Raw genomic sequence first — 16,890 nt, 5'->3', positions numbered from 1 at the left:
CGTGAGGGGCGGGGTCGGCCGGGGACGAGTGAGCGGCGCCGTCCTGGCGTCGGATGCCAGGAACGTGCCGTTGCTGCCGTGAGGGGCGGGGTCCGGTCAGGTGCCCGGCCCTCATCGTCGGCGGCGGCGCATCCTCGCCGCGAGCACGACCAGCCCGAGGACGACGACGGCGCCGATCGCGACCGGGGTCTCCCAGTTCGTCGTGCCGCTGGTCGGGGACGCGGCGCCGTCGTCGGACGACGTCGCCCCCGCCGGTGACGGGGCCGCCGGCGTCGACCCGAGCGTCGTGCCCGCGGGCGGTTGGGCCAGCTGCCCGACCGCGGCGCCCGGCGGCAGCGAGAAGCCGTAGTCGAGCAGCGCGATGCCCTGCTCGTACATCGGCACGGGCGTCTGCTCGCCGTGCATGAGCACGACGACGAGGCGGCGTCCGTTCCGCTGCGCCGCGCCGATGTAGGTGTGGCGGGCGTCGTCGGTGAACCCGGTCTTGCCGCCGAGCGCGCCCGGGTAGCGTCCGAGGATCTTGTTGTCGTTGTCGACCGCGAACGGCGGGTTGGGGCCCCAACCGGGCAGGGTGATCTGCTTGGTGCCGACCGCGGTCGCGAACGGCTCGTGCGCCATGCCGAGCCGGAAGATGCTGGCCAGGTCATAGGCCGACGAGGACTGCCCCGGCCCGTCGAGACCCGACGGGGTGGCCGCCCGGGTGTCGAGCGCGCCGATCTGGGCCGCGGTGCGGTTCATGAGGTCGACGGTCGCGGGCACCGAGCCGGTCAGCCGGAGCGAGAGCGCGTACGCGATGTCGTTGCCCGAGGCCATGAGCATGCCGTCGAGCAGCTGGCGGATCGTGTACACCCCACCGGGCCCGATGCCGACCCGGGTGCCCTCCTGGTTCGCGTCCTCCTGGGTCCCGACGACGGTCTGGTCCATCGGCACGTCCTGCGCGACGAGCAGGCCGGTCAGGGTCTTGAGCAGCGACGCGGGCCGCAGCCGGGCGTGCGGGACACGGGCGGCGAGGACGGCGCCGGAGTCGAGGTCGGCGAGCACGTAGGACTGCACGCCCACCGCGGGCGGCGCCGGGGCGCCGCTCGGGACGACGGTGCCGCAGGTGCCCATCGCGTCGCCGCCCACGGGGTGGGCGGGGACCGGCAGCGGGTCGGGGGCGGCCTGGCCGGGTCGCGGTGCCTCCGACTCGTCCACCGGCCGGGCGGGCGCGGCGACCCCGGGGCACGACTGCTGGGAGAGCACGGCCGGGGCCGCCGAGGCCGCGGTCGGGCCGGTGACCGCCCCGAGCAGCAGGAGCACCGTGCTCACGGCGACGGCGAGCGGGAGACGCAGCGCAGCGGGCATCGCTCGCCGACCCTAGCCCGCCCCGCACGCGCGAGGGCCCGCCCACCCGGGTCTCGGGTGGACGGGCCCTCGTGCGGCTCGGGCGGGGCTCAGGCCTCCGCTCCCTCCTCGTCGGAGGTGTGCTCGGCGTGGCCGTTGAGGCTGGGGCCGGCGGTCAGCGCGGGCTTGCGGGAGCTGCGGCGGGCGGCCGGGCGCGGCGCGGGCGCCTGCTGCTGCCCGCCCGAGCCCAGGATGATCTCGGCGAAGGTCGAGAGCGCCTCGTCGAGCTGCCCGGCCTGACGGCGCTCGGACTCCTCGTTGGAGCGGTTGACCAGGGCGACGACGGCCTCGTGGTCGGGGCGGTTCACCAGGGTGCCGTCCAGCTTGTCCAGCGAGGCCTCGAGCGACGAGGCCACCGAGGAGACCCGGTCGGTCAGGGCGGACTCGACGCCGTCGACGCGGGCCGAGAGGCCGGTGACGGTGCGCTCGACGCCCTCGACCTTGCCCGAGAGCGCGGTGTCGAGGTTCTCGATGGCGGCGGACACACTGCCCTCGACGTGGTCCACGCGGCCGGCGAGGGAGTTCTCGACGCCCTCGACTCGCGCGCCCACGCCGTCGAGACGGTCGGTCAGCGCCTCGAGCCGGGCGGTCAGGTCGCGGATCCCCTCGTCGGAGCGCCCGCGCTGCGCCTCGGCGTCGGCCCGCGCCGCCTCGCGCGAGCCGGAGATCTCCTCGGAGAGCGAGCGGGTGGTCGCGGCGAGCCCCTGCGAGGTCTCCTCGGCCTGCCCGCGCAGCGAGGACTCGACGGAGTCGAGGCGCTCCCGGAGCGGACCGGTGACGGCGGCCGGGATCTGGTCGAGACGCATCTCGTTGCGGTCGAAGCGGTTGTCGAGGTCGTCGAGCCGCTTGTGGAGCCCGGAGATGCGGTCCTCGAGACCGTCCATACGGCCCGCCACGCCCTCGAAGCGTCCCGCGACCCCGTCGAGACGGCCGTCGAGCTGGGCGAACGGGGTCGCGAGCCGGTCGGCCACCCGGTCCACGAGGCCCTCGACGAGGCGGGCCAGCGAGGACACCGACGACTCCTGGGCGTCGAGCTTCGCGACGGTCTCGTCGAGCCGCTCGGCGAGCACGCTCATCTCGGTGCGGTCCGGCACCTCGGCGAGCCGCTTGCGGATGGCGCCCAGGGCGTCGAGCGCGGCGAGCCGACCGTGGATCTCGTCGAGCGAGTCGAAGATCTGCTGCTGCTCGCTGTCCCTGACCTCCGCGGCCCGGACGAGCATGCTGCGCATCCGATCGAAGGACATGGTCTGGTTGGAGTCGATCACGCGGAGCCCACTCTCTGCGGGGACGGCCAGGTCTCAATGCGGGGTGGATGTGAGCTCGACCCCGACTCGTCGCTCCGGCAGGCTAGCCAGGGCGGATGACCCGTTCGGACGCGCCCCTGACAACGGGCCGCGACGGAACGTCCCGTCCGTCACAGAGGTCACGGATAGCGCAGGCGCCCCAGGAATCGGTCCTCCAGCTCGCGCCAGCGGGTGGCCTCGCGCTGGAACGGCGGCGACGGCGTGAGGCGGTTGGGGTCGGGGCGCAGGACGAACGAGACCAGCCAGCCGAGGGACTCGGAGGTCGCGAGCGCCTCCCGGGTCAGGTCGTCGCCCGCCCAGTCGGCGGCGTCGAGGAGCAGTTCGACGGCGAGCTCGAGCTGGCCGGGGTCGACGGCCTCCGGGCCCTCCAGCAGGTCGTCGGCGAGGCCGGGGAACACGTAGGTGTTCTCCGGGGCCACCTCGATCTCCAGGTCGCCCCCGACCGCCGCCGTCATGACCTCCGACCAGGTCGAGACCTCCGCCAGGTCGTGCCCCTGGGCACCCTCACCGGCGATCCACGTCCGCAGCGCCCGGGCGTTCGGGAAGACGTCGATGCGCCCGTCGCGGCCGAGGAACACGGGCTGGTCGTCGAGGAAACAGCGCAGGGTGATCACCTGGCCCTCCCCGGAGAGGACGGAGACGGGGTCGATGCCCACCTCCTCCCAGAAGCCGGGCGCCGGCTCCTCCTCGGCGTCGACGAGGTCGCTGCGCAGCGACTCGCCCGCGGTGTCGGCCCGGACGTCGTCGGGGGCGTCGGCGAGCGGGCCGGCGACGGCGGAGTCCTGCGGGTCGGTCGCGACCGCCTCCGGGTCGGCCGGGAGGTTCTCCGCGTCCCCCCGGGAGCCCGAGTGCGGCGCGTCGTCGTCGCCGGTCGCGCCGTCCCCGTCGGTGGCCGCGTCGAGGTCGCCCTCCGGGGCGGGCGTCGCCGTCGCCCGCAGCTTGGCGGCCAGCTCGACGTCGACCTCGGGCACGCGGACGAGGGCGTCGAGGGCGTCGAGCACGTCGTCCCAGCGCTCGGCGACGACGTCCGCGAGCTCGGTCCACAGCGCGCCGCCGTCACGTCCCCCGAAGGCGGCGAGGCCGTGGGAGAGGGCCGCGAAGGCCGGGGTGGAGTCCAGGATCCCGGTGACCGTGGCCAGGTCGCACACGTCCGCGAGCGACCGGACCATCGCGGTGATCTCTGCGAGGTCGTCGACCGCCCAGGTATCCGGCTCGTCCGCGACGAGCTCGGGGGCCCCGATGACGTCGTAGCGCTGGATGTCCTCGGGGGTCAGCTCGTCGACCGACAGGCCGCCGACCACCGCCCACGCCGGGTGGTCGGCGAGGTCGTGCGGGGTCCCGTCGGCGTCGCTCGTGCGGATCCAGGCGGCCAGGTCGGCGGCGTCGGCGAAGGCGAACACGTGGTCGTCGTCGCCGAGGAAGGCCTCCCACTCCTCGCCGTCCTCCCGCCAGCGCGGGGCCCAGAGGGTGACCAGGTCCCCGTCGGTGAGCGCGAGGGTGATCGGGACGATGTCCTGGGCCACGGTCGGCCTCCAGGTCTCTCGGGCTCGGGTGATCACGTGCGGCGGCCACCCTAGGGGTGACGGGGTGACCAGGCCGTTCGGGGACGCCGCCGAGTGGTTCCGGGGGCGCCGGTGCGCCGAGGGTGGCACGCTGCCCCCCGTGCGCGTGCTGCGGACGGCGGACGACCGCTTCTCCGACCTCGAGGGATTCGGCCACAAGCCCCGCTACGTCGAGGTCGCCGATCCCGACGGGGGGCCGGAGCGGCTGCGGATGGCCACCTACGGCGTCGGACCTGAAGGTCCCGACGTGGGCCCGACGGTGCTGCTGCTGCACGGCGAGCCCACCTGGTCCTACCTCTACCGCCACGTCATGGACGCCCTGGTGGGCTCCGGGGTGCGGGCCGTCGCGCTCGACCTCGTCGGCTTCGGGCGCTCCGACAAGCCGGCGGATGTGGCCGACCACAGCTACGCCCGCCACGTCGCGTGGGTGCGCGAGGCGGTGTTCGAGGGGCTGGGTCTCGACGACCTCGTCCTCCTCGGGCAGGACTGGGGCGGGCTGATCGGGCTGCGGCTGGTGGCGTCCTCCCCGGACCGCTTCCGCGCGGTGGTCGCCGCCAACACCGGGCTGCCGACCGGCGACGTCGACATGCCCGGGCCGTGGTGGCAGTTCCGCCGCGCCGTCGAGCGGGCTGAGGTCCTCGACGTCGGGCGCCTGGTGGCCGCCGGGTGCCTCCGGGGCCTCACGCCCGGGGCGCGGGCCGCCTACGACGCCCCCTTCCCCGACGAGTCCTACAAGGCCGGGCCGCGGGCGATGCCGCTGCTGGTGCCCACGCGCCCGGACGACCCGGAGACCGCGGCCAACCGGGTGGCGTGGGCGGCGCTGGCCGACTACGACCGTCCCTTCGTGGTCGCGTTCTCGGACTCCGACCCGATCACCGGGCCGATGGCGGCCGTGCTGCGCGAGCACGTGCGCGGCGCGGGAGCGGGCGGTGGCGCGGACCCGGGGCACGCGATGCTGCGCGGGGCGGGCCACTTCCTCCAGGAGGACGCCGGGAGCGAGCTCGCCTCGGTCGTGGTGGGCGTGGTTCGGTGCCTCACCCGTTAGTGCATTCGGTCTAATACTTGAGTCTCTTCAGCGCGAACCGCTCGAACGTATGAACTAGCGGCGGAGCCCGTGACCTGCACGAGGTGGCCCCGTTGGGGCCGTCGTGACAGCCGGATCCGTCTCGCGCGGGACCGGGCCACCTGGGAACCCTGGAGAGAAGATCGTGTCGATGTTGCGCAAGACCGTGCTGGCGACCGCCATCGTCGGTGCCGGCCTCACCTCCATGACGGGCGCTGCCTTCGCCGGCGACGACCCGGGCGACGGCGGCCACAACTGGGACTCCGGCCACAGCCACGGCAACCACCACGGCTCGCGGGATCACGACGGGTCGTCGTGCTCGAACGAGGTCGCGCAGGCCAACGAGACCAAGGGCGACTCGTTCGCCGACGTCCTCGGTGGCGCCCAGACCGCCGTGCCGCTGAACGTCTGCCACGTGCTGGACGACAACGCCATCCTCAACGACATCGACGTCTCGGTGCTGTAGGGATCGTCGTCTGGTCAGGGCGGGCCATCGGACAGGCGGCCGCCGTCCGGGCCCTGCGCCCGCCCCACGCCGACGACGGGCCGGCACCCCACGGGACCTGTGTCCCGCGGGGTGCCGGCCCGTTTTCGCGTGCCCGGACCACATCTCTCGTGATCTGGCCGTGACCTTCACCCGATCGAGCCGTTGGACTCACCAGATCGGGACGCGTCACTGCGTCCGACCGACGCAGCGTGCGATCCCTCCTTCGCACGCTCCGACCACAGGAGTACGCGTGTCGACCTTCCGCAAGACCGTCATGACCACCGCCATCATCGGGGCGGGCCTCGCCTCCACTGCCGGCACCGCGCTCGCGCACGACAGCCACGACGGCGGCCACGAGAAGGCCACGCACGAGTCGAGCAGCGGCTGCAGCAACTCGTTCGTCGGTGAGACCGGCGACTCGCACAACGTCCTCAGCCTGCTGAACGACAGCCAGGCCGCGATCGGCGCGAACGTCTGCGACGTCCTCAGCCACAACGACGTGCTCAACGGCAACAGCGTCTAGGTCGGGGGCGCGACCCCGGCGATGCCGGGTGTGCCCACGCCGCCCACCACCTTCTAGGCCCACCACTTTCTAGGGCGCAGACCGCGGCGGACCCCTGGTCCGGCGCACCACGGGCCGGTGTCGGCCGGGACTGTTCGTCCCGGCGGCACCGGCCCGTTCGTGTGTACGGACCGGTACCACTGCTCCGAACGGGTGGTCCTCTCCGGCGTTTCGCCTGCTCAGCGTCGATTCCGCCGGGTCGTGACACAAACTCCGCGACCAGACCGTGACCTTCACTCGATCGAGGCGTTGAAGTCACCGAGTCGTGACGCCACCCGTGCGTCGCGACCGACGCACAGTGCGATCCGACCCGATCGCGCGACCGAGCACAGGGGAGAAAGCGTGTCGACCTTCCGCAAGACCGTCCTCACGACCGCCATCATCGGCGCCGGCCTCGCCACGACCGCCGGCTCGGCGTTCGCGACCGACTGCGGCCACGACGGCGGCGGCCACAAGGCCAAGCACGAGAGCAGCAGCGGCTGCAGCAACTCGTTCGCGGGCAAGACCGGCGACTCGAAGAACTTCATCGGTGCCCTCAACGACAGCCAGGGCGCGATCGGGGCGAACGTCTGCGACGTCCTGTCCCACAACAACATCGCGAACGGCAACACGGTCAGCCTCTGACCAGGTCTGCCGATCGATCCCTGTCGACCGACCGCGTCCCGACGGCCCCCGGGATGCCGGGACGCGACGGCGGTGGGGAGGGCGCACAGCCCTCAGAGCTCCATCGTTCGTCCGTGCCGGCCGAATCTCTCCCGAGATTCGGCCGGCACGGACGGCGCAGTACGTCCTCATCATCGCGAGCAGGAGAAGAGAGCCCAGCGTGTCCATGATCCGTAAGACCGTGCTGACCACCGCGATCATCGGTGCCGGTCTGGCCTCGACGGCCGGCGCCGCGTTCGCTGGTGACGACCCGTGCGACAACAGCAGCAGCGGCCACGAGCACAGCTCGTCGCACCACCACTCGTCGCACTCCTCGAAGGACGCGTCGGGCTGCTCGAACAGCTTCGTGGGCGAGACCGGCAGCTCGAAGAACATCGGCGGCCTGCTCAACGACAGCCAAGGTGCGATCGGGCTGAACGTCTGCGACGTCCTCTCGCACAACAACGTGCTGAACGACAACCACATCAAGCTCTGAGCTCGTCCCGACCGACGACACGGCCGGCCCCGACCTCCCCGCGGAGGTCTCGGGGCCGGCCGTCGTCGTGCGGGCCCGTTGTCCCCGAACGGGCGAACGTCGTGACGGTGCCGTGACCTTGGTTCGGCCGACGGCGTTGAGGGCGGTGTCAACCAACCGGACGCGGAGCACAACCTCCGTCCCGGACCCGCTTCTCGACAATGCATCGGGGGATTCATGTCGATGATCCGTAGGGCCGCCGTCGGAGCCATCGTGCTCGGCGCCGGGCTCGCCTCCACCACCGGCGTCGCGATGGCGACCGAGAGCGGCCACGGCCACGGCCACGGCCACGACTCGCACGGCGGCTCGTCGAGCTGCCTCAACGCGGTCGACCAGCAGAACGCGACCGAGGGCAGCGCCTTCGCCGACGTGGCGGGTGGCGCCCAGACGGCCGTCCCGATCAACGTCTGCCACGTGCTGAACGACAACCACGTGCTCAACGACATCTCGGTGTCGGTGCTCGGCGGCGTGCTGCCGACCTGATCTCGGTCCAGCACCGGCTGACGGCCGGGCCACCGCACGCGTCCCCACGGACGCGGCGGAGGCCCGGCCGTCCGCTTTCCGGGGTCGACGGAACGGCCCGCTCCCCACTCGTCCGTGGAATTGTGACATTGCTTTCCGATTCACGAACGGGCGATCAGCGTAATTTTTCCGTGACCTCCTCCGGAACATCCCGTTGCTTGTGTGTCCGCCGGGTCGGGAGCAATTCCGCGCCCTCGGTCGACGTCATCACCCATCGGGGGAACAGGAAGAACATGTCCATGCTCCGCAAGTCCGCCGTCACCGTCGCGATCGCGGGGGCCGGCCTCGCCTCGATGTCGGGGGCGGCCTTCGCCAACACCTCCCACCACGGCGACGACTCCCACGGCAAGCACTCCTACCAGCACGACGGCAGCTGCACGAACGCCGTGAAGCAGGTCAACGAGACCGACGGCGGCCGCGCCCCGATCGACGTCCTCGGTGGTGCGCAGACGGTCGTGGGCCCGATCAACGCCTGCGACGTCCTCAACCACAACCGCGTGGCCAACGGGATCACGATCGCCATCGGCGACGGCGCACTCACGCTCCCGGGTCTCGGCGACCTGGGTGGGCTCGGTGACCTGGGCGGGCTCCCCACCTTCCCGACGACCTGATCGTCGAATCCGCGCCGGAAAGCCGGTGCCCCTTTCCGGTGACACCGGAGCGGGGCGCCGGCTTTTCCTTTTCCCGGGCCGCGGGTGTTGTGTCTCAGCCGGTCGCGGGAATCGGTTGCTCGTCGTCCCGCGGCCCGAACATTGGCAGGGCGTCGACCCACGGTTCGGGGCTCCCGTCCCACTGCCACCGGCGCATCTGCGCGCGGCTGCGCCTGCTGTGCAGCCCCCGGTAGAGCTCGTAGAAGTCGACCGTCACCGTGCTGCGCGTCGTCGCGGCCGCCCCGGTGGACCGGCCGTGGCGTTCCCCCGGGTCGTCGGGGCTGCGCCACTCGGTGCCCGCCGAGCGCACGACGAGGCTGTGGGTCCCCCGGATCCCGCGGACGACCTGCCGCACCACCAGCCGGGCCGCGCCGGCCCACCCGTCCCACGGGGGCGCCGCGGCGCCGAGCGCCTCGACGAGGTCGCCCTCGTGCACCAGCAGGTCGTGCAGCACGCCCACCGGGACGCGCCGGTCCTCGATCGCCTCGGCGGCGGCCACGGCGTGCTCGTCCCACTCGGCGAGCAGCTGATCCGTCGTCCGCCCGGCCCGCTGCTGGATCTGCGCCGCGGCCCACACCGGGCCGGGCATGCCGGCGGTGTGCCGGGCCGCGACGTCGGCGGCCGTGCCGGCGAGGTGCGCGAGGACGTCGTGCACCGTCCACTCCGGGCAGGCGGGCACCACGCGCGCCAGCTCGGCCTCGCCGAGCCCCGCCACCAGCGCGGCGACACGGGCGTGACCGGAGCGATAGGACTCGTCGAACACGGCCGCAGCGTGCCAGACGCCGGGGCCCGCTAGGTTCCGCCGAATGCTGCTCGTCGTCGACCACCCGCTCGCCCGGGCACGGCTGACCACCCTCCGCGACGCCAGGACCGACCGGGCCGCGTTCCGCGGCGCCGTCGCCGACCTCACGACCCTGCTCGTCTACGAGGCCCTCCGGGACGCGCCCCTCGCCGAGAGCCCGCTCACCACCCCCGTGGCCGACACGGTGGGCGCGGAGCTCGCGTCGCCCCCGGTGCTCGTCCCGGTGCTGCGCGCGGGTCTCGGGATGGCCGAGGCGGCGCACGCCCAGGTGCCGGGGGCGCTCATGGGCTTCGTCGGGGTCGCCCGCGACGAGGAGACGCTGCAACCGACGCCCTACATGGAGTCCCTGCCCGCCGACCTCGCCGGCCGCCCGGTGTTCGTCCTCGACCCCATGCTCGCCACCGGCGGCTCGATGGCCCACACGATCGACCTGCTCGCGGCCCGCGGCGCGGACGACGTCACCGCGGTGTGCGTGGTGGCGGCCCCGGAGGGGGTGGCGCGTCTGGGCCGGGAGCACCCGGCCGTGCGCATCGTCACCGCGGCGGTCGACGACCGGCTGAACGAGGTCGGCTACATCGTCCCCGGCCTCGGCGACGCGGGGGACCGGCAGTTCGGCGCGATGTGAGCACGGTTCGAGCGAAGGTGCCCTTCGGTCGATAGAACCGACCGTGGGAGCCCGCCGCCGGAACGCGGGCCGCTCCCGGCGTGTTGGCGAGGGGCGCCCACGGCTCATCTATTCGACCGGAGGTGCCCTTCGGTCGAACCCGGGCGGGGCTCCCGGCGCGGAAGTACCTCGACGTGACCGGGATGATGGTCGGCATGAGCGAGTCCGTGCTGACCGCCGTCGCGTGGCCCTACGCGAACGGCCCCCGGCACATCGGCCACGTGTCCGGCTTCGGTGTGCCCTCCGACGTGTTCTCCCGCTACCAGCGGATGGTCGGCAACCGGGTGCTCATGGTCTCGGGCACCGACGAGCACGGCACCCCGATCCAGGTCCAGGCGGACGCCGAGGGCACCACCCCGCGGGAGCTCGTCGACCGCTACTCCCGGGTGATCCAGGACGACCTGGTGGGCCTCGGGCTGTCCTACGACCTCTTCACGCGGACGAGCACCGACAACCACCACCGGGTCGTGCAGGACCTCTTCACGGCGCTGCAGCGCAACGGCTACGTCTTCGGCGAGAAGACCCTCGGCGCGATCAGCCCGTCCACCGGCCGCACGCTGCCCGACCGCTACATCGAGGGCACCTGCCCGATCTGCGGCTACCCGAGCGCGCGCGGCGACCAGTGCGACAACTGCGGGAACCAGCTCGACCCCGCCGACCTCGGCAACCCCCGCAGCCGGATCAACGGCGAGACCCCGGAGTTCCGCGAGACCGAGCACCTCATGCTCGACCTCCCGGCGTTCTCCCAGTCGCTGTCCGCCTGGCTGGACACCCGCACGAACTGGCGCCCGAACGTCCTGAACTTCAGCCGCAACCTGCTCGAGGACCTCCGCCCCCGGGCGATCACCCGCGACCTCGACTGGGGCGTCAAGATCCCCCTCGACGGGTGGCGCGACGCGCCCATGAAGCGTTTCTACGTCTGGTTCGACGCCGTCATCGGCTACCTGTCGGCGTCCGTCGAGTGGGCCGAGCGCTCGGGGAAGCCGGACGCCTGGAAGGAGTGGTGGTGCGACCCGCAGGCCAGCTCCTACTACTTCATGGGCAAGGACAACATCGTCTTCCACTCGCTCATCTGGCCCGCGCTGCTGCTCGGGCAGAACGGGGCGGGGGACAAGGGTGGTGAGCCCGGCGCCTTCGGGACCCTGAACCTCCCGACCGAAGTCGTGTCCAGCGAGTTCCTGACGATGTCCGGGTCGAAGTTCTCGACGAGCCGCGGCACCGTCATCTATGTCGGGGACTTCCTGCGCGAGTTCGGCCCGGACGCGCTGCGCTACTTCATCGCCGTCGCCGGCCCGGAGAACCAGGACTCCGACTTCACCTGGGACGAGTTCGTCCGCCGCACCAACTTCGAGCTCGCCAACGAGTGGGGCAATCTCGTCAACCGCTCGATCTCGCTGGCGGCGAAGAACGTGGGCGCGATCCCCGAGCCGACCCGGCCCGAGGCGGCCGACGCCGAGCTGCTCGCGCAGTCGCGGGCGGCGTTCTCGACGGTGGGCGCGCACCTGCAGCGCTCTCGGTTCAAGGCGGCGACGTCCGAGGCGATGCGCGTGGTCGGCGCGGCGAACGCCTACCTCAGCCACGAGGAGCCCTGGAAGCGCAAGGACGACCCGGAGCGCCGCGACACGATCCTGCACACCGCGCTGCAGGTCGTGCAGGACGCCAACACGCTCCTGACACCGTTCCTGCCCCACGCCGCGCAGAAGGTCCACGAGGCCCTCGGCGGCACCGGGGTGTGGGCGGCCCAGCCGGAGCGTCAGGACGCCGGGACGACGACGGGTCTCGGGACCACCCACAGCGTCCTGACCGGTGACTACGCACACGAGCAGGCGCGCTGGGCGTCGACGCCGATCCCCGTCGGGCGCCCGCTCCAACGCCCGACACCGCTGTTCGCGAAGCTCGACACCTCGCTGGGGGAGACGGGCCCGTCCTGGGCGCCCATCCACCACGATGGGTGAGTCGAACCGCCACGTCCCGCCGCCGCTGCCGGAGCCCATCGTCGACCCGGACGGGAGCCGGGTGGGTGTGGTCGACAGCCACACCCACCTCGACGCGTGCGGCGCCACCGACCCGGCCGTCCTCGCCGCCGTCCTCGACCGCGCCACCGCGGCCGGGGTCACGGCGATGGTGACGACGGCGGACGACCTCGCCTCCGCGCGCTGGGCGGCGGCGACGGCGGGCTCCGACGCGCGCGTGTTCGCCGCGGTGGGCCTGCACCCCACCCGCAGCCGGGACCTCGACGACGCCGCCCGCGCGGAGATCGAGGCCCTGGCGGGCGCGCCCCGGGTCGTCGCGATCGGCGAGTCCGGCCTCGACGACTACTGGACGACCCGTCGGGAGGACTGCGCCCCGCTCGACGTCCAGCGGGAGGCCTTCGCCTGGCACATCGACCTCGCCAGGCGCACCGGGCTGCCCCTCGTGGTCCACGACCGGGAGGCCCACGACGCCATCGTCGACGTCCTGCGCGCCGAGGGCCCCCCGGAGACGGTGGTGTTCCACTGCTTCTCCGGGGGCCCGGAGCTCGCGCGGATCTGCGCCGACGAGGGCTGGCTGATGTCGTTCTCCGGGACGGTCACCTTCCGCAACGCCAACGCCGTCGAGCTGCGGGACGCGGCCGCGCAGGCCCCCGAGCACCTCCTGCTGGCCGAGACCGACGCGCCGTTCCTGACGCCGCACCCGTACCGCGGTCGGCCGAACGAGCCGTACTGCGTCCCCCACACGGTGCGGGACCTCGCGGAGCTGCGCGACCAACCGGTGGACGCGCTGGCCGCGGCCGCCACCCGGAACGCCCAGCGGGTCTTCCGGCTGGCCGACCAGCCTCAACCGTGACCGTCCGTAGCCCGAATGTGCGTCAGGTGATTGCGTTCGTCGTGGCGGGCCTGCCGCTCGGCGCACCACGTTCGTGTCGGCTTGATGGTTCTGACACCCGGGTCGTTACCGTGCTGTGACTCGCCGGGATGGGACCACCCCCGGCGTCCAGGACCGGACGGACCTCACCCCAGGGGACGGCCGGTGACGGTTCCCGGACGCGGTCCCTGCCCGGAGGTACGGAAGATGTGGATGCTTCTGTGGCTCGACTCTGCTCCCCCGCGCTGCGCCCCGCGTGCAGCCGCTCCCTGACCGACCCCGACAACGTGGCGGCCACCCGATGAGCGCCGGCACCGCGCGCGGTCACGAGAACGGGACCGCCACCGCCGACGCCGGGTGGTTCGACGAGCTCGAGGAGCGCTGGACCGAGGACGGTTGGAACGGTCTGGACGCGAGCACCGCGGAGTGGCAGGCGCGCCGCCACGGCACGACCGTGCAGGACCTCGACCACCACCGGACTGGTCCGCTCCCCACCTGGGCCGATGACATCACCGGCCCGCTGCCGGTCGCGGGGCCGGGCTGGGCAGTGCCCGGCTCCGCGAACGGCACCGTCGAGAGCGGCGCGGACTACGCGCTCCCCGACCTCGACGACTGGAACGACCTCGAGGAGCGCACGGGGCTGCACGGCGCCACCGCGCTCGCCCCCGAGGCGCCCTCCGCCCCGGCCGGGCTCGACCCGGAGACCTACCGGGAGCGCGATCTCACCGACACCGGCCGCTACTCGCTGGCGGTCAAGGGCGGGGTCGCCGCGGCGCTCATCGCGGTCGCCGCCGGCGGCAGCACCGCGGTCGCGATGGACAAGGAGGTCACGGTCACCGTCGACGGTGTCGACCAGACCGTGCACACCTTCTCCGGCACCGTCGAGGGCGCCCTCGACTCCGGCGACGTCACGGTCGGCCCCACCGACCAGATGTCCCCGTCGCCGACCGCCCCGGTGCACGACGGCGACCACCTCGTCGTGAACCACTCGCGGCAGGTCAACCTCGTCGTCGACGGCAAGCCGCAGACCATCACGACGACGGCGAGCACCGTCGGTCAGGCGCTCGCGCAGATCGGCCTGCCGGCCGGGCTCGCGTCCTCGGTGCCGACCGGCTCGCTCATCCCGTCGGACGGGATGAACCTGTCGGTCCAGCTGCCGAAGACGGTGACCTTCGTCGACGGCGCCGGCGCGCCGCAGACGCTGACCACCACGGCGACCTCGATCCAGCAGTTCCTCTCGCAGCGCGGCGTGCCGATGGGCGCGGCCGACACGATCGCCCCGCTCGGACCGAACGGGCTGGTCAACGGGTCGACGATCACGATCACCCGCAACGCGGTCAACCAGGTCACCGAGACCTCGCCCATCGCGCCGCCGATGCAGACCATCAGCGACCCGACGCTGGACGCGGGCACGACGAAGGTCGACAAGCCCGGCCAGGCCGGCGAGCAGGTCCAGAACTTCTCGGTCAGCACGACCAACGGCAAGGAGGTCGGGCGCAACGCGCTCGGCCCGGCGACCGTCACCAAGGCGCCCGTCGGCGGCGTGATCCGCAAGGGCACGAAGAAGGCCGAGCCGACCATCGGTGCCACCGGCAAGTGGGACGCCATCGCCAAGTGCGAGTCCGGCGGCGACTGGTCGATCAACAGCGGCAACGGCTACTACGGCGGGATCCAGTTCGACAAGCAGACCTGGAACGCCTTCGGCGGCGGTCAGTACGCCGCGCGGCCCGACCTCGCCTCGAAGGCCGAGCAGATCGCGGTCGCCGAGAAGGTCCGTGACTCGCGCGGCGGCTACGGCGCCTGGCCGGTCTGCGGCTCGAAGGGCTGAGCCACCCCGCTCGCACGCACCCGGGCCCTGGGATCATGGACGACGTGATCCCGGGGCCCGTGCGTCTATTCGGCGCTTCGGACGTGCGCGCCCTCGCCGCCGAGCTCGGGGTGCGGCCGACGAAGAAGCTCGGCCAGAACTTCGTCCACGACGCCAACACGGTGCGCCGCATCGTGCGCCTCGCCGACGTGGAGCCCGGGGAGACGGTCCTCGAGGTCGGTCCCGGTCTCGGGTCGCTCACCCTGGCCCTGCTCGACGCGGTGGGCCCGGACGGGGCCGTGGTGGCCGTCGAGGTCGACCCGGTCCTCGCCGCCCGTCTCCCGGTCACGGCCGCCGACCGGGCACCGGGACGGACCCTGCACGCCGTCACGGCCGACGCCCTGCGGCTGGAGGCCCGCGACCTGCCGTGCGCGCCCGGGGCCCTCGTCGCCAACCTGCCCTACAACGTCGCCGTGCCCGTCGTGCTCCACCTGCTCGCCGAGCTGCCCGCCCTGCGCCGGGGCCTGGTGATGGTGCAGTCCGAGGTCGCCGACCGGCTCGCCGCGCGCCCGGGCGAGGCCGCCTACGGGGCGCCCAGCGTCAAGCTCGCCTGGTACGCGCAGGCCCGTCGGGCCGGCCCCGTGCCGCGCGGGGTCTTCTGGCCGGTGCCCGGGGTCGACTCGGCGCTCGTGGCCTTCGGCCCGCGTCCGGGCGGGGACCTCGGCGACCCGGCCGCCCGCCGCGCCACCTTCGCCGTCGTCGACGCGGCGTTCGCCCAGCGCCGCAAGTCGCTGCGGGCCGCCCTCGCGGGCTGGGCCGGCTCGCCCGCGCGGGCCGAGGAACGGCTGCGGGCCGCGGGGGTCGACCCGGCCACCCGGGGCGAGCAGCTCGACGTCGGGACGTTCGCGGCCATCGCCGCCACCCCGCGAGAGACGCCCACGGGCTCCTGAGGGGCCGCTCTCCCCGCACCCGGGCGGCGCCGCGAGCGGGGTCATTACCCTGGACGGGTGCTCTCCGCCGTCGGGCCCCCGGTGACCGTCCGCGTCCCGGCCAAGATCAACCTCCACCTCGCGGTGGGGGAGACGCGTCCGGACGGCTATCACGACCTCGTCACCGTCTTCCAGGCCCTCAACCTCTTCGACGAGATCTCCGTCGTGTCCGCCCACACCGCGCGGGCGCCGGAGCGGCTCGAGACGATCGGGCCCGGCGCGCCCGGCGTCGAGCTGCTCGGCGACGTCACCGAGTCCGACCGGGCGGCGGTGCCCGTCGACGGCTCCAACCTGGCGTGGCGCGCAGCGGTCGCGCTCGCGGAGGCCGTCGGGCGCGAGCCGGACGTGCGCATCGGGATCCGCAAGGCGATCCCCGTCGCGGGCGGCATGGCCGGCGGCAGCGCCGACGCGGCGGGAACCCTGCTCGCGCTGGCGACGCTCTGGCGCCTCGACCTGGGGCGCGAGGCGCTCATGGGGATCGCCGCCTCGGTGGGCTCCGACGTGGCGTTCGCCCTCCACGGCGGCACCGCGCTCGGCACCGGCCGCGGCGAGAACCTGGTCCCGGTGCTCGCCCGGCACACCTTCCACTGGGTGATCGCGCTGCAGGACCACGGGCTCTCGACGCCGAGGGTCTTCTCCGAGCTCGACCGCCTGCGGGCCGCCGCCGACGCGGACGCCCCGGTCCGGCGCCTCGGCAGCGTCGAGCCGGTTCTCGAGGCCGTCGCGTCCGGCGAGGCCCGCTCGCTGGCGCTGCTGCTGGGCAACGACCTGCAAGCCGCGGCCGTGAGCCTCGACCCCGGGCTGCGACGCACGCTGCGCGCCGGGGTGGACGCGGGCGCCCTGGCCGGGGTGGTGTCCGGCTCCGGACCCACCTGCGTGTTCCTGTGCAGCGACGGGCCCTCGGCGGTCCGGGTGGCGGCCGAGCTGTCCGGGGCCGGGGTCTGCCGCACCGTGCGCGTCGCCCACGGCCCGGTGCCGGGTGCCCGCGTCGTCGACGGGGACCCGGCGCGCCCGCCGCGCGGTCCCGGTGGCCCGCCGGGTTCCCCCGGCACCGACATGTACGCCTGACCTGCC

General features: G+C 73.6%; 17 protein-coding genes. 13 read left to right on the top strand and 4 right to left on the bottom strand.

Translation table 11 applies throughout. The features are described 5' to 3' along the window. Positions 1 to 111: 111 nt before the first annotated feature. The 3 genes from VGH76_RS22250 to VGH76_RS22240 all read right to left on the bottom strand — a co-directional run bounded on the left by VGH76_RS22250 (position 112) and on the right by VGH76_RS22240 (position 4,210). Positions 112 to 1,344 (bottom strand): peptidase M15, encoded by a 1,233-nt coding sequence (locus VGH76_RS22250; RefSeq protein ID WP_331558906.1) that lies wholly within the window; start codon positions 1,342 to 1,344, stop codon positions 112 to 114. A gap of 89 nt (positions 1,345 to 1,433) precedes the next feature. After that, positions 1,434 to 2,612: a PA containing protein gene (locus VGH76_RS22245; protein ID WP_331558905.1), complete on the bottom strand. Its 1,179-nt coding sequence runs from the start codon at positions 2,610 to 2,612 to the stop codon at positions 1,434 to 1,436. Between the two features lie 194 nt (positions 2,613 to 2,806). Further along, positions 2,807 to 4,210: a primosomal protein gene (locus tag VGH76_RS22240; protein ID WP_331558904.1), complete on the bottom strand. Its 1,404-nt coding sequence runs from the start codon at positions 4,208 to 4,210 to the stop codon at positions 2,807 to 2,809. Positions 4,211 to 4,349: 139 nt separating this feature from the next. On the opposite strand from VGH76_RS22240, the gene VGH76_RS22235 reads away from it, so the two are divergent. The 7 genes from VGH76_RS22235 (at position 4,350) to VGH76_RS22205 (ending at position 8,671) form a co-directional block, all read left to right on the top strand. Next, positions 4,350 to 5,294 carry a haloalkane dehalogenase gene (locus VGH76_RS22235; RefSeq protein ID WP_331558924.1) on the top strand — a complete coding sequence of 315 codons (945 nt, stop codon included), beginning with the start codon at positions 4,350 to 4,352 and terminating at the stop codon, positions 5,292 to 5,294. Between the two features lie 169 nt (positions 5,295 to 5,463). Next, positions 5,464 to 5,778, top strand: coding sequence for a hypothetical protein (locus VGH76_RS22230; RefSeq protein ID WP_331558903.1), 315 nt, complete (start codon positions 5,464 to 5,466; stop codon positions 5,776 to 5,778). A 271-nt stretch (positions 5,779 to 6,049) separates the two neighbouring features. Continuing rightward, complete coding sequence (locus VGH76_RS22225) at positions 6,050 to 6,322, top strand: hypothetical protein (protein WP_331558902.1); 273 nt, start codon at positions 6,050 to 6,052, stop codon at positions 6,320 to 6,322. Between the two features lie 381 nt (positions 6,323 to 6,703). Then, complete coding sequence (locus VGH76_RS22220) at positions 6,704 to 6,985, top strand: hypothetical protein (RefSeq protein WP_331558901.1); 282 nt, start codon at positions 6,704 to 6,706, stop codon at positions 6,983 to 6,985. 199 nt (positions 6,986 to 7,184) lie between these two features. Further along, positions 7,185 to 7,499, top strand: coding sequence for a hypothetical protein (locus VGH76_RS22215; protein ID WP_331558900.1), 315 nt, complete (start codon positions 7,185 to 7,187; stop codon positions 7,497 to 7,499). Positions 7,500 to 7,721: 222 nt separating this feature from the next. Beyond that, complete coding sequence (locus VGH76_RS22210) at positions 7,722 to 8,021, top strand: hypothetical protein (protein WP_331558899.1); 300 nt, start codon at positions 7,722 to 7,724, stop codon at positions 8,019 to 8,021. A gap of 278 nt (positions 8,022 to 8,299) precedes the next feature. Then, positions 8,300 to 8,671 carry a hypothetical protein gene (locus VGH76_RS22205; RefSeq protein ID WP_331558898.1) on the top strand — a complete coding sequence of 124 codons (372 nt, stop codon included), beginning with the start codon at positions 8,300 to 8,302 and terminating at the stop codon, positions 8,669 to 8,671. Between the two features lie 94 nt (positions 8,672 to 8,765). On the opposite strand, the gene VGH76_RS22200 is transcribed toward VGH76_RS22205, so the two are convergent. Further along, positions 8,766 to 9,473 carry a maleylpyruvate isomerase family mycothiol-dependent enzyme gene (locus VGH76_RS22200; protein WP_331558897.1) on the bottom strand — a complete coding sequence of 236 codons (708 nt, stop codon included), beginning with the start codon at positions 9,471 to 9,473 and terminating at the stop codon, positions 8,766 to 8,768. Positions 9,474 to 9,516: 43 nt separating this feature from the next. On the opposite strand from VGH76_RS22200, the gene upp reads away from it, so the two are divergent. The 6 genes from upp to VGH76_RS22170 all read left to right on the top strand — a co-directional run bounded on the left by upp (position 9,517) and on the right by VGH76_RS22170 (position 16,884). After that, positions 9,517 to 10,137, top strand: a complete 621-nt coding sequence (upp, locus tag VGH76_RS22195; protein WP_331558896.1) for a uracil phosphoribosyltransferase — start codon at positions 9,517 to 9,519, stop codon at positions 10,135 to 10,137. Between the two features lie 194 nt (positions 10,138 to 10,331). Continuing rightward, complete coding sequence (metG, locus tag VGH76_RS22190) at positions 10,332 to 12,131, top strand: methionine--tRNA ligase (protein ID WP_331558895.1); 1,800 nt, start codon at positions 10,332 to 10,334, stop codon at positions 12,129 to 12,131. Beyond that, entirely contained in the window at positions 12,124 to 13,002 is an 879-nt protein-coding gene (locus VGH76_RS22185; protein ID WP_331558894.1) for a TatD family hydrolase, read from the top strand. The genes metG and VGH76_RS22185 overlap by 8 nt, the downstream gene beginning before the upstream one ends. Before the next feature lie 319 nt (positions 13,003 to 13,321). Beyond that, a complete protein-coding gene (locus VGH76_RS22180; protein WP_331558893.1) occupies positions 13,322 to 14,848 on the top strand; it encodes a transglycosylase family protein in 1,527 nt (508 codons plus the stop codon). 35 nt (positions 14,849 to 14,883) lie between these two features. Then, on the top strand, positions 14,884 to 15,777 hold the full coding sequence (rsmA, locus tag VGH76_RS22175; protein ID WP_331558892.1) for a 16S rRNA (adenine(1518)-N(6)/adenine(1519)-N(6))-dimethyltransferase RsmA: 894 nt from the start codon (positions 14,884 to 14,886) through the stop codon (positions 15,775 to 15,777). Between the two features lie 57 nt (positions 15,778 to 15,834). Beyond that, positions 15,835 to 16,884 (top strand): 4-(cytidine 5'-diphospho)-2-C-methyl-D-erythritol kinase, encoded by a 1,050-nt coding sequence (locus VGH76_RS22170; RefSeq protein ID WP_331558891.1) that lies wholly within the window; start codon positions 15,835 to 15,837, stop codon positions 16,882 to 16,884. The last annotated feature ends 6 nt before the right edge of the window (positions 16,885 to 16,890 follow it).

The sequence above is a fragment of the Actinomycetospora sp. genome (genome assembly GCF_036497585.1).
In the GTDB taxonomy this organism is placed as follows: domain Bacteria; phylum Actinomycetota; class Actinomycetes; order Mycobacteriales; family Pseudonocardiaceae; genus Actinomycetospora.
This window is presented reverse-complemented; position numbering and strand designations above follow the sequence as displayed.